Source organism: Microcoleus sp. D3_18_C4 (assembly GCF_036702355.1).
Lineage (GTDB): Bacteria > Cyanobacteriota > Cyanobacteriia > Cyanobacteriales > Microcoleaceae > Microcoleus.
On the sequence record NZ_JAUBTF010000011.1, the window covers coordinates 1 to 13,282 of the forward strand.

The following is a 13,282-nucleotide window of genomic DNA, read 5'->3' on the forward strand; positions in this document are numbered from 1 at the left end:
TGCAACTAGATTTTTGGGCGACGCGGGCTGCCTCCTCTACAAGCAAGCAACCTCTCACTTCAAAGCGTAGCCGCAGAGGGGGGCCGCCGTCAACCGATTTTAGATTTTGGATTTTGGATTGAAGAGGGGGATTGGGAGATTTTGGGCGATCGGGCTGAAGATTTAGATTTGACGCACCTTACTCGATTAAGCACGCGGCATTGAGCACGCGGCAGTGTCGTTTCTCTACAACTCCTACAATAAATATCATTTGTAGGGACACAACACTGTTGTGTCCTTTGGCTGCGGTAATCAGGGTTTTTTGTTAATAACAATCCCGATTTTTTGGAGGAAACGACAATGCCGTTTCCCTACAAACAAATTATCCCTCTCACTCCTCGCTAACAGCTAAACCAGAAACCACAGGGGCGATCGCATTTAACTTCAACACAGGATGCTCCCCTTCCACCTGTCGGCAATTCCACTCATTTCTAAACAGCAAAACTGGCCTTCCCCAAGTATCTTTCACCGTCACCGTATTAAACAGCCGCCCAACTTTTTCCAGCGCCTCCCAACCGCCGTCAACCCAGCGAGCTACACTGTAAGGCAACATATCGATCGTCGTTTCCACATTATATTCCGACTGCATTCTGAACTGCACAACTTCAAATTGCAACTGTCCGACAGCCGCCAAAATTGGCTCGCGTTTCGCCTCATCAACCGAGTACATAATTTGCACTGCGCCTTCTTCCTGCAACTCAGAAACGCCTTTGCGGAACTGCTTAAACTTAGAAGGATTGGGATTTCTCAAAAAAGCAAAAAGTTCGGGAGAAAAACAGGGAATCCCTTCGTATTCCAGTTTTTGGCCGGTGTAAATAGTATCCCCGATCGCAAATACTCCCGGATTGTTCAAACCGATCACATCCCCCGGATACGCAACCTCGATCGACTCGCGATCCTGAGCAAATAACTTTTGAGGCCTTGACAAACGCACCGTTTTACCGCTGCGAGCGTGAGTCACGTTCATGTCCTTTTCAAACTTGCCCGTACAAACCCGAATAAACGCCACCCGATCGCGATGTCTTGGGTCCATATTCGCTTGCAATTTGAACACAAACCCGGTAAAGTCTTCATAAGTTGGTGGCAAATCTCCGGCGCTGCTCTTGCGGGCGATCGGTTTCATAGCGTAATCTAAAAACGCATCTAAAAACAGTTCAACCCCAAAATTGCTCATCGCGCTGCCAAAGAAAACAGGCGTCATTTTTCCAGCCCGAACCAAGTCTAAATCCAGTTCAGTGCCTAACTCATCCAGCAGTTCTAACTCTTCTTTGAGCTGATAGTAAAGGTCTTGTTCCAACAAATCTTCAATACGCGGATCGCCCAATTCGATGACGGTATCAACAGCAGCGCGAGAACCGTGTTTAGTCCGCTCGAACAAGTGAATTTTGCGGCCTCTGCGATCGAAAACACCTTTAAAGCGATCGCCCGTACCTATTGGCCAATTTACCGGATAAGTCTGCAACCCCAATTCCTTCTCAATTTCGTCCAACAAATCCAAAGGTTCTCGACTAGGGCGATCGAGCTTATTAAAGAAAGTAAAAATAGGCAAACTTCGCAGCTTACAAACTTCAAATAACTTCCGAGTTTGCGGTTCCAAACCCTTAGCAGCATCCTCAAGCATCACTGCATTGTCAGCCGCCGCCAGAGTTCGATAAGTATCTTCGCTAAAATCTTGGTGTCCCGGAGTATCGAGCAGATTAATGTGATATTTTTTATACTCAAACTGCAAAACAGTAGAAGTAATAGAAATTCCCCGCTGCTGTTCCATCGCCATCCAGTCAGATGTAGCGTGTCGCTGAGCCCGCCGCGCTTTCACAGAACCTGCTTCGTGAATTGCACCTCCGTACAGCAGCAGCTTTTCTGTCAAAGTAGTTTTACCCGCGTCGGGGTGCGAGATAATAGCAAAGTTGCGCCGGCGCTCAACAGCAGTTAGCAGTTCAGTTTCGAGTTCTGTTGTCATCACAAATTAGGTAGGGGAATCATCACCCGATCGCCATTATAGCCTGTGCTACAGTTGCTATTAAAGGTAAAATTATCAGTAAAGTCAAGGGAAGAAAACTAATATGTACGATTCCGACAAGCGGAAGCTGCTATCACTGGTGTGCCACGGGGCGATTTTTTTTAGTACGTTACTGTTCTCGATCGGAGCGCCGATCGCTGTATTGTTAGTATCAGATGACCCCGTTGTCAAAGAAAATGCCACAGAAGCGATCAATTTTCACCTTAATGTATGGGTGTACAGCGCCGTAATTGTGGCGTTAACTGTCGTCACTTTCGGTCTTGCTGGTTTTATCTTAGTGCCCCTCGGTTATTTGCTGCACTGGGGACTGACAATAATGGCTATCCTCCACGTTTTGCAAAATCCTAACCAACCTTACCGCTACCCTTTTATTTTCCGAATAGTTTAGACAGCAAATCGCGCTTCACCATTGATTTCTACAACCCGATTTCTTTAACCAGAAACCGGGTTTTTAATTGTTTTCTAACTCACAATGGTGCAACATCTCTGTTTAAACTTACATCTTGCACCATTGTCAAGAAGAACAGGCTTTCCGGCCTGTTCCACAATAAAATTCATCTCTTGTGGAACAGGCCGGAAAGCCTGTTCCTAAACAAGTAATTGAAAATCGTGCAACATCTCAGTTTAAATGAATGTGGGTAGCTCGGTAAGTGATGCCGAAACCTCATCTGCCTAAAGTCGCAATGGTATCTTCACCCTATTGCAGGGCTATTGCTGAGGCTAAGTTCATATTCAGTTGATGCAGTTTCCCATACTATGCTACCGCCTTTGGGTTATTTCGCAGAGTTAAGGCGGATGTTCGATCGCTCCGAACCATCGTTTTTGCTTTAGCTGTGCTATTTTTGCATCTGGCGATCGTTTTAGGCAAATGTTCCACCAATTCTATCTCTACCAGGTGTCTTAAAACTTAATATAATATTTTTCCAATAAAAATCCCGCTCTTGTGGAACGGGAAAGCCATCAGGGTGCATCTATATATATGTCACTATAACTCATAGGGGGTATAACCCCTCGTAGCTTTATCGAATCTTTACAATCACAAAATTTTTGTAAAGATTGAGGTTTTTATTTGACTGGTCAGCCGTTTTATGAAATTAAAATCGAAAAGGCTGACATTTATAAAATCCAGTGAGTTTCCTCTGAATAATCAAAACTTTAAACTCCTTTACCATGCTTTGGCCAATGGTGGAGCAAATACCATAAGATGGCTACATTTGTGATAAATACCGCTAACTTAAGTACCGTGACCCCGTGAACTAATTCATATATTTCAGGGGGTATACTGATGCTTACCAGCACTAAAACTAAGATTGTTGCCCAGTCTTTTTGGTACCACAAACCAACGGCTTCAACAGCAGTTAAGACTGCATAAAGTGCTGCAGCAAGTCCGCTCAGAAGTAAGTTTTTCGGTTTGAGAATTAGAAGTTTGTCTAAGATAAATTCAATAATCTTGAGTTTGCTGTCTAACAAATAAGATTGCGAAAGTTCTTCTAAGACTTGATGATTTTTTAAGGCAAAAAGCAAAGCAATCGAAGTTACTGTCAAGAGCGAAGCCACAAAGGTTTTGTAAAAGACAATTGCGATTAAAGCAGGATCGTGATGTTTCTTCACCTTAATTCTCGAACTATCAATAATGTGCGATCGGCTGGTTAGGCTGTTTGGGATTGAAAACTCAAAATTTAGTAGAGTGCATCAGCAATTAGCTAATCAATTAGAGAAAAAATAACGCGCTGCTGACGCACCTTACTAAGCTTGAGGATAACGTTGTGCCAAGAAAGAGATAGCAGCAGCCCGATCGCCCAAATCGCCATCCAACCTCGCCGCCAACAAATCATCCAACATTCGTTTAAACCCAGGCCCCGGCTTATAACCCAAAGCCTTCAAATCGTTGCCATTCAAAGGCGGCTCAACATTCGCCCATTTGGTGAGATATTCCCAGATTTGGCGGCGGGCACTTCGCGGACTTTGCAGCGCGATCGCAATTAACACCGGCAACTCATAATTTCTCAACAGCAGCACCAATTGACTCGGCAACTCGCACTTAGGCAAATTCTCTGCTAACTGATTCTTTCCGGCTTCCAAAACTTCCAACCGCTTAATGCTGTCAGCAGGTAACTGAAGATTTGCAGCCACCTTGCCTCGATATTCCGGTGCTAAATAAGCTATCAAAACTTCCAGCCGCATCTGCCAATCGGGAATATTGATAATCGGGAATGGGGAATTGGGAATTGGGAATTGGGAATTGTCTCTTCCTTCTTCCTTCTTCCTTCTTCCTTCTTCCTCCTTCCTTCTTCCTTCTTCCTTCTTCCTTCTTCCTTCTTCCTTCTTCCTTCTTCTTCCATTCAAACACCGATCGAGCAAACGCAGTTGCCGCCACAACTCCCGATCCAACTCCAAACTAGGATGAATGCAGCGCAAAGCCTGCAAATCTCCCAACATTTGCAAAGCAACTTTCCAGTAAGGAGCTTGCAAAATGTATTTCAATTCACTTTTGAGCCGAGTTTCCAAAGCCGGAGCTCGACCGTTTTCCCCCTGAATTCGGTAATAAATCCCGCTAGCCAAAGCGTTGCGGATGTATCCTTCCGTCTGCGGCTCAATTTCAAACCCCAAGCGCACCGCAAACCGCACAGCGCGATAAATTCGCGTCGGATCTTCGATAAAACTATTGGCGTGCAAAACTCGAATTTGCTTCGATTCCAAGTCCAGCAAACCGCAAAAAAAATCTAACAATTCGCCACTGCGAGGAACACCCAACCGCACAGCCAGCGCATTAATTGTAAAATCCCTGCGGTACAAATCTTGGCGAATTGAACTCGCTTCAACTTCAGGATTTGCAGCCGGATAAGGATAAAATTCAGTGCGAGCCGTAGCGATATCCACCCACAGCGAGCCGAAAGCAGAGTCTTTGTGCCACAAAAGCGCGGCGGTTTGAAATTGACCGTGAACGTCCAAACGCGATTCGGGGTAAAGTTTTTGCAGCGATGAAGCTAACTCGACACCAGCACCGGAATCGTCGGAACCGCACTTTCCATCCACAACCAAATCAATATCTGTTAGCGCCAGTGTATCATCCGTGGCTAAGAGTAAATCCCGCACTGCTCCACCGACAATATAAAGTTGCCAGCCGCGGTTTTGGGCAATATTGGCGGCGATCGACAATAACTGCCATAATTCGGGACTGATGCGCGATCGCAACAACTGCTCAACCGATTCGGGTACGGCACAATTAGAAAATTCTGCATTGCTTCCCCTGTCTCGCGCTTTTTGCTGGTGCAATTCGCGCAACACATCAGTCCGGGTAACAATTCCCACCAGTTGACCGTTTTCCAATACTGGCAAGCGTCCGATATCGTATGTCACCATTAAAGATTCAATTTCCGGCAGCAAGGTATCTGGGGCGATCGTTTTTAACTGCCAAGTCATGTAACCCTTCACCGGGGCGTGACTGAAACCGTGGTGCAGGGCAATGTCAATGTCGCGGCGCGAGATAATGCCAGCAAGTCGATCGCCCGCATCGACCACACAAAGCCCGGAATGTCCGTAACGTAGGAGGATACGGTGAGCTTCGCCCACCGAGGTTTCCGGGCGAATACTCCGCACTGGAGACGACATTAATTCGCGGGCTGTCGGAGGGTGGGGAATTTGAGCTTTGAGTTCGTCAGCTAACTGATTTAAAGTCAGCAGGGGGTCAACATCGCGGGTGGCGAGGGAAGCAGCGCCGGCGTGGCCTCCGCCGCCGAGGGGTTTGAACAATTCGCTGAGGTTTGTGCCTTCGATGCGCGATCGACCGATAATAGTTAATCGATTGGAAACTGGCGATTCGGGATCGATGTTGCGGTTGTTTTCGTTTTCGCTAAATTTATAAACATTACCTAACAGCAGAGCATCGGTTTCAGTCAAATCGAGCAAGCGAGAAGCCAGGGAAGAAAGCCCCGGAACGTAGGATTCGGTGGATAGCAGCACCCAGGCTATGCTGTAACCGTGCAAAGTTTCCGATCGCAAATTATTCAGCGCTTCTCTCAGCAAATCTTGCAATTGAGGAGACAAACCGGGTTCTACATATTCAGCTATTACCCCCAAACTCGCTCCTTGTTCCATCAACCAGGCCAAAGCTATTGCATCTCGCGCAGTTGCCCCCTCAAAGGTGAGGGAACCTGTATCGACGTGGATGCCGAGGGCCATGACTGTTGCTTCCGAAGGGAGAAGGCGGAATGGTGTGTCGCTCTTTTCTGCTTGATTTTTGAGCTTTTCGACAATTAATGTCGTGCTGGCTCCGACTGCTTCGATCTGCGTCACTGTAGCGGGGATGTCGGAATGCGCCTCTAGGTGGTGGTCGAAAACAGCAATTTCGCTTACTTGTGGCAAATCCAGCCACTCGGCGGCTTTTCCCAAGCGATCGCGCTGGGAGGTATCAACTATAGTAATCGATCGAATTCGTTGGGGATTGACCGATCGGCGTTCAATCAGCGGGTACTCGTCGCGGTGTAGCGCCAAAAAATCCCGCACTGTCGGATGACACCCGCCCGTCAATACGATCCTGCTACCGGGGCGCAGCACGCAAAGTCCCACCGCCGCCCCCAAGGCGTCAAAATCTGCTGTTGTGTGGCACAAAACTAAGTCCATAGCCGAAAATCCCGCATCTCTAACTCAAACAGTAGCAATTTCTCGCCCTCTGAAACCGGATGTGTCGATCGGGCTTTAAGTTAACCTTTCCAGTTTTCTGTGCTGTAGCGAACAATGATAAAATTGATAAAAATCTTAAGAGCCGCTGACGCCTGTTCGCGCAACGCCCGAATTTGCCTGGGTTCTTTCGTATCAATCAACCGACAATTTCTCGATCGACTATCGGGAAACTGTCAAAAACTAGAATTTGGAAGATTTTTTTCGGTTCTGGGAAACTATTTCCGATCAACGCACGGTTATATCGAAAGGAGAAAAGATGTTATCAATTCTGTTTCAAGTGGTTTTACTGGGTCTGGTACTGCTGTCTTTTGTGATGGTCGTTGGCGTGCCAGTTGCTTATGCCTCTCCCCAAAACTGGAATCAGTCTAAATCCCTGATTTATGTTGGGTCGGGTCTCTGGTTTTTGCTGGTTATTGCAGTGGGTGTATTGAACTTTTTAGTCGTTTAATTTCACCCAAGTCTATCGAATCAAGAAGGTAAAAGATAGAAGGCGGAAGGCATTCACCAGCGATTGAAAGGCATTCGGCAGAAGCTAGGAATTTTCCAGACCGCGCGACCCTGTATGTTTTTGCACTTGAGATTCAGATGAGATGCTGCTGCTTTCTGACTTTTGCCTTCTCACAAACAAAAATCTAAAATCTAAAACCTAAAATCTAAACTAGAGCACTATGACTGTTTTCGAGGGAACTTTTACTCACACCGAATCTTTGCGATTTGCTATTGTCATCGGTCGTTTTAACGATTTGGTGGTTAACAAACTTTTGGAGGGATGTCAAGATTGTTTGAAACGCCACGGGGTTGATATTAATCCTCATGGCTCTCAAGTGGACTTTTTTTGGGTTCCGGGAAGTTTTGAGATTCCTTTGGTGGCGCGCCAAGCTGCTCTTTCTCACCGCTACGATGCGGTAATTTGTCTGGGTGCGGTAATTCGGGGCCAAACTCCTCATTTTGATTTTGTGGCTGGTGAGGTTGCTAAGGGAATTGCTGCTGCTGCTTTTCAGACAGGGGTGCCGGTGATTTTTGGGGTGGTGACGACTGACACGATGCAGCAAGCTTTGGAAAGGGCTGGAATTAAAAGCAATTTGGGCTGGAATTATGCGATGAGTGCTTTGGAAATGGGCACTTTGATGCGCCAAGTTAAGGGTTTGGGAACACACTCTTACGGTCACTTAGCTAGTGGATCTGCTGCTCAAGTGCTTTCGGGCGAAGCCAATCTGGCGATCGCCCCTGATGTATCATCGGATCAAATCCCCTCGTAAGTTCGGCTAAGCTGTTGTGGCATTTATATTCTATGTCAAAAAACAATAAAACTATTGTGGGGCGGGCGGGACGCCCACCCAGAATATGCAATTTAAATGCGCGACAGCTTAGCAGTAGTTTTAAGCTCAAAAAACATCAAGATTTGCATCGGGAAAAATCTTAAGACTCTTGTGGGGTGGTAATTATGCCCGCCCCCAAGGTAAAAGTTCCACTGGTCGCAGCCGATCGACAAATTAGACCAATATCTTGCCAATTGGCAATGAGTGTGATATAATAAAATGTTCTTAGAAATAGCGCAACACTAACTATTACTGCATGGCAACGAAGCCAACGATCGCATTTACTCACCTCGGCTGCGAAAAAAATCGCATCGATACCGAACACATGATTGGCTTGCTGGCTCAAGCGGGCTATCAAGTGGATTCTAATGAAGAATTAGCTGATTATGTTGTAGTCAATACTTGTAGTTTTATCCAAGCTGCGCGAGAAGAGTCAGTTCGCACCTTGGTAGAATTGGCAGAAGCTAATAAAAAAGTAGTGATCACGGGCTGCATGGCACAGCATTTTCAGCAGGAATTGCTGGACGAATTGCCCGAAGCAGTCGCAATTGTCGGCACTGGTGACTATCACAAAATAGTCAATGTTATGCAGCAGGTGGAAAAGGGCGATCGAGTTTCCCTCGTCTCTTCAGAACCTACTTACATCGCTGACGAAACTACTCCCCGCTACCGCACCACATCGGAAGGTGTCGCTTATCTGCGAATAGCAGAAGGCTGTGACTACCGCTGTGCATTTTGCATTATCCCGCACTTGCGCGGAAATCAAAGGTCGCGGACGATCGAGTCTATTGTCGCCGAAGCTAAGCAATTAGCATCCGAAGGGGTAAAGGAAATTATCTTAATTTCTCAAATTACCACCAACTACGGCAAAGATATTTATGGCGAACCGAAACTAGCCGAACTGCTTCGGGCTTTGGGTGAAGTAGATGTACCTTGGATTCGGATGCACTACGCCTATCCTACAGGTTTGACTCCGCAAGTTGTCGCAGCCATCCGCGAAACACCCAACGTTTTGCCGTATTTGGATTTACCCCTGCAACACTCGCACCCGGAAATTTTGCGGGCGATGAATCGACCTTTTCAAGCTGGGATCAATGATGCCATAGTCGATCGGCTCAAAGCAGCACTTCCCGGCGCCGTGATGCGGACAACTTTTATTGTTGGCTTCCCCGGCGAAACCGACGAACACGCAGCACACTTGCTGGAATTTGTCAAGCGCCACGAATTCGATCACGTAGGAGTTTTTGTATTTTCGCCAGAAGAAGGAACCCCAGCCTTCAGCTTGCCCCAGCAAATACCTGCAGAAATAATGGAAATGCGGCGCAATTCGGTAATGGCGGCACAACAACCTATATCATTGAAGAAGAATCAAGAGTCTGTCGGTCAGGTAGTTGATGTCCTGATAGAACAAGAACAACCAGAGACAGGCGAGTTGATTGGTAGATCCGCTCGGTTTTCCCCAGAAGTAGATGGACTCGTCTACGTCACAGGAGAAGCGCGGCTGGGTTCAATCGTATCTGTGAAAATTACTGGTGCAGATGTCTACGACCTCTACGGTCAAGTGTAAGTATTGCTGGAACTGTTGTCTGAGACGGTGCGGCGAACAAAAACCGGACACGAGCCAAAAATGATTAGCAGATTGTGCAACAAAAGTAACAGTTAGTACACAATTGTGCAAAGATATGTAGCAAAGGGGTTCTAAACTTTTTTAGCCCCTCTCTGGCAATCGACCCTCCCCGTCGGGGTGCGGTAATCTCTACAGAACATCGGAAAATTTTAACGAATTTAATGTTTTGTTTCTGAATGTAAAGAGTTATGATGATAACAAGCCAGAAATAAGCGGGGATAATTTGAGATTGCTTCGCCGTCCGCCCTACACCACAACGGTATCCCGAAAGAGTGTTGAGATGGATAGGCGGTAACGGTCGCCCCATCCCCCGCTCAATCCCGCAGGCGACGGATTGCGGGATAGCGCCTGAACCAAACAACCTGTTACTACATGAGTAGTGAAGTGGGGCTGGTCATGATCCTCACTATAAAATGCCTAAGAGGGAAAGCTTGCAAGTACCTCAAAGGAAGTCCAATGTCCTGTTTTAAGAATGTTGGAAGCCTATAACCCGACCCCTGGCGGTTGGTATCGGTGATGTCACAAAATCAAAGACGGCTGTCGAATTGGTAAATTTAGTCACCATCGACGGAGCTGCCCTATACTCGATTGCTATTTAAGAAGGTGCGCGCAGGCGCAGCACCATAAAGAACTCTTATGAGTTCCTGCCCTAGAGCAGAAATCCGCATCCGAGTTGGGCAACTTAGAAGGCTAAGACTCGTTATTAGGAGCATTAATGAATTTATTGTTTGAAGGCTTAGGTCTTTCGGAAGAACTCGTTCTCCATCTGGAAACACTAGGCTTTACAGAACCTACTCCCATCCAAGTACAAGCAATTCCGCACCTGTTAGCAGGTCGCGACGTTGTGGGTCAAGCCCAAACAGGGACAGGCAAAACGGCAGCATTCTCGTTGCCCATCTTGGAGCGGATTGATTTAGATGTGACTGCGGTGCAAGCACTGGTGCTGACGCCGACTCGCGAATTGGCGATGCAAGTAACTGAAGCCATCCGTGATTTGAGCGGCATTAGCAGCGACGGCCCTGTAAAAGTGGGTCGCTCTCTGCAAGTTCTGACAGTGTACGGCGGTCAATCGATCGATCGTCAAATGCAGCGTTTGAAGCGCGGCGTGCACGTAGTTGTCGGTACACCCGGACGCATATTGGATATGCTCAGCCGCGGCAGCCTGAAACTAGACAAGGTAAAGTGGCTGGTTTTGGATGAAGCTGACGAAATGCTGAGCATGGGCTTTATCCAAGATGTGGAAAAAATCTTGGATGCTGCACCAAAAGAACGTCAAACGGCATTTTTCTCGGCGACGATGGAAGCTTCCATTCGGAAATTGGTGGCGCGGCATTTGCGTAACCCAGTCAACGTCACCGTAGAACAGCCAAAAGCAACGCCAAAGCGTATCAGCCAAGGCGTGTACATGATTCCCCGTGGCTGGTCGAAGGCAAGAGCCCTACAGCCAATCCTAGAAATGGAAGACCCGGAATCTGCACTGATTTTTGTGCGGACGCGGCAGTCGGCGGCAGAACTCACCAGCCAACTGCAAGCAGCAGGTCACAGTGTTGATGAGTATCACGGTAATTTGAATCAGGCACAGCGGGAACGTTTGTTGCATCGGTTCCGCCAATGTCAGGTGCGCTGGGTAGTGGCGACTGATATTGCGGCGCGGGGTTTGGACGTGGATCACTTGACTCACGTGATTAACTACGATTTACCCGACAGTGTGGAAAGCTACGTTCACCGGATCGGACGCACGGGCCGGGCTGGTCGCGAAGGAACGGCGATTACGCTGATTCAACCGGTCGATCGCCGCAAACTGCGCTTGATTGAACGCCACGTGCGATCAAGCTTGACGGTGCGAAACATTCCGACACGGGCGCAAATTGAAGCTCGTCAGTTGGAAAAGATGCAGGGTAAAGTTCGCGAAGCTTTGGCTGGCGAACGGATGGCATCTTTCTTGCCTCTGGTGTCTCAGTTGTCCGAGGAGTACGACTCCCACGCGATCGCCGCTGCTGCTTTGCAAATGGCTTTCGATCAAAGCCGTCCTGCTTGGATGGGCGCGGATTACGCTCAACAAGAAGATCCCCCGATTGGTGGAGAAAACAGCGTCAAGCCTATCTTGATCAAAAAGCGGGCTAAGACTGGTGAGGCGACTTTTTCTGGAGCACCGAGTGCTCCTGTTCCCCAGAACCGCTAATTGCTAGGGTGCACTCGGTGCACCTTATTTAGAATTATTGTAGAGATGCGATATCGCGTCTCTACTTTTTTGTATGGGTATGAGACTCTATGGGGAATAAAAATCACAAAAAAGCTCTTCGTTCCTTGAACAAGCGGATTGCAGAACATGAAGAAAAGATTAGACTGGAATATCAGAAGGATTTTCCCGATGAAGGCTTAATCCGGCATTGGGAAAGTGAAATTCGAGCTTTTGAGAAAGGAATTCAGCAAGCTTTAAAACGATTGGGTAAATAAAGATGCAAGTTAGCGATCGGACAATTTCTGTAACTAATTCTACGCTGAGAACGTTAATTGATGAATTGGGTACTGAGTGTCAAAATGTGATTACTTTAATCCATCAGCTTCAGTTACCTGATTTGAGCGATCGACAAAAAGCTGAAATTCTAGCAGAGTTCCTGAGTGCTGCAATCCATCTCAACGTTCACTGCGGAGAGGATTTTCAGACACTAATTGCTGAGGAAATGACACAATTGTCGGATGATGATGAAGAGGATTAAGGAGACGCGGGCGATTCCCTACGGGATAGCTACGCTTCACGCACATCAGGAAAAAGCCCTCCAGTCAACTCACAGAAAGGCTAAAAATCCTCATAAATAAGGAATAAAGTCATTACTACAAACTTGTGAACCCGGACTTTTGCACAGTTGTTTAATATTTCAGTTTAGCTGCGTGCTCACAAGAATTTTATGTACGCGATCGCCCTTAATTTCCACAATCAAATTAGAAGCCTTTTGGTCATTGCTATAAGTCAACAGAGTCACTCCACCCTGCACAGATTGCGACCCATAACCGTAAGTTTTAACAACTTTTTGCCTGTTATCTCCTAGCTTCACACCATCAATTGTCAGAAACTTGGGATTGGTAGTAGAAACTAAATAAACTTTGCCCTCCCATGCTGCTACCGTCAATCCTGAGTAGGTTAGCGTGCGAATCTTGCCACCGATGCCAGGCCCAGCAGGTTTAGTTTCGTCGCGCTGCGGTTTTCCAAACTTACGTTTTGCCTCTTCTACAGACATCCCCAACCGAACCCCGCCAATCCCCAGGCGCGAATAGTTCATCGCCGCCGGTTTTTGTGTCGCGGTGAGCATTCTTTCTAGAGTCGCAACAGTTTGATTCATAGCGAGGACAGGACGAACTAAAGCAGCAAATCCGAAACTCGAAATTGCGAGATTCATCATGATGCCAGCGACGGCTGTTGTCACAAACATTTTTACCATTTTTTTATAGCTTTATTTGGCAATGTATTCGCGCGATCGCCCGCTAGATCCGGATTGATACTAACAGGACTTACACAAACACTCCTGGAAGCACTGCGAGTCTTTGAAACTGGATTTTTTTTACCAAAACTACATAAAGAAACTCGGTTTTTAC

General features: G+C 47.0%; 11 protein-coding genes. 7 read left to right on the forward strand and 4 right to left on the reverse strand.

Going from position 1 to position 13,282, the window contains the following annotated elements; translation table 11 throughout:
• Positions 1–370 precede the first annotated feature (370 nt).
• Complete coding sequence (gene prfC, locus QUA90_RS07675) at positions 371–1,999, reverse strand: peptide chain release factor 3 (RefSeq protein ID WP_333444740.1); 1,629 nt, start codon at positions 1,997–1,999, stop codon at positions 371–373.
• A 103-nt stretch (positions 2,000–2,102) separates the two neighbouring features.
• Between prfC and QUA90_RS07680 the strand changes: the two genes are divergently transcribed.
• The gene (locus QUA90_RS07680) at positions 2,103–2,447 is read left to right on the forward strand and encodes a DUF4870 domain-containing protein (protein ID WP_333161840.1); all 345 of its coding nucleotides are present in this window, start codon (positions 2,103–2,105) and stop codon (positions 2,445–2,447) included.
• Between the two features lie 767 nt (positions 2,448–3,214).
• Here the strand turns inward: QUA90_RS07680 and QUA90_RS07685 are convergent.
• Both QUA90_RS07685 and QUA90_RS07690 read right to left on the reverse strand, forming a co-directional pair.
• On the reverse strand, positions 3,215–3,670 hold the full coding sequence (locus QUA90_RS07685) for a DUF2127 domain-containing protein (protein WP_333444741.1): 456 nt from the start codon (positions 3,668–3,670) through the stop codon (positions 3,215–3,217).
• A 135-nt stretch (positions 3,671–3,805) separates the two neighbouring features.
• Positions 3,806–6,682: a CBS domain-containing protein gene (locus QUA90_RS07690; RefSeq protein WP_333328666.1), complete on the reverse strand. Its 2,877-nt coding sequence runs from the start codon at positions 6,680–6,682 to the stop codon at positions 3,806–3,808.
• 316 nt (positions 6,683–6,998) lie between these two features.
• Here QUA90_RS07690 and psbZ point away from each other — a divergent pair, with 316 nt between their 5' ends.
• The 6 genes from psbZ (at position 6,999) to QUA90_RS07720 (ending at position 12,408) form a co-directional block, all read left to right on the forward strand.
• Positions 6,999–7,190: a photosystem II reaction center protein PsbZ gene (psbZ, locus tag QUA90_RS07695; protein WP_190735314.1), complete on the forward strand. Its 192-nt coding sequence runs from the start codon at positions 6,999–7,001 to the stop codon at positions 7,188–7,190.
• Between the two features lie 220 nt (positions 7,191–7,410).
• Positions 7,411–8,001, forward strand: a complete 591-nt coding sequence (gene ribH / locus QUA90_RS07700) for a 6,7-dimethyl-8-ribityllumazine synthase (RefSeq protein WP_333094553.1) — start codon at positions 7,411–7,413, stop codon at positions 7,999–8,001.
• 316 nt (positions 8,002–8,317) lie between these two features.
• On the forward strand, positions 8,318–9,628 hold the full coding sequence (gene rimO / locus QUA90_RS07705) for a 30S ribosomal protein S12 methylthiotransferase RimO (RefSeq protein ID WP_333059616.1): 1,311 nt from the start codon (positions 8,318–8,320) through the stop codon (positions 9,626–9,628).
• Between the two features lie 775 nt (positions 9,629–10,403).
• The gene (locus tag QUA90_RS07710; RefSeq protein ID WP_333085686.1) at positions 10,404–11,870 is read left to right on the forward strand and encodes a DEAD/DEAH box helicase; all 1,467 of its coding nucleotides are present in this window, start codon (positions 10,404–10,406) and stop codon (positions 11,868–11,870) included.
• An 89-nt stretch (positions 11,871–11,959) separates the two neighbouring features.
• The gene (locus QUA90_RS07715; protein ID WP_333328663.1) at positions 11,960–12,145 is read left to right on the forward strand and encodes a hypothetical protein; all 186 of its coding nucleotides are present in this window, start codon (positions 11,960–11,962) and stop codon (positions 12,143–12,145) included.
• A 2-nt stretch (positions 12,146–12,147) separates the two neighbouring features.
• The gene (locus QUA90_RS07720; protein WP_333151551.1) at positions 12,148–12,408 is read left to right on the forward strand and encodes a hypothetical protein; all 261 of its coding nucleotides are present in this window, start codon (positions 12,148–12,150) and stop codon (positions 12,406–12,408) included.
• A gap of 159 nt (positions 12,409–12,567) precedes the next feature.
• On the opposite strand, the gene QUA90_RS07725 is transcribed toward QUA90_RS07720, so the two are convergent.
• Positions 12,568–13,128 carry a hypothetical protein gene (locus tag QUA90_RS07725; protein WP_333328660.1) on the reverse strand — a complete coding sequence of 187 codons (561 nt, stop codon included), beginning with the start codon at positions 13,126–13,128 and terminating at the stop codon, positions 12,568–12,570.
• Positions 13,129–13,282 lie beyond the last annotated feature (154 nt).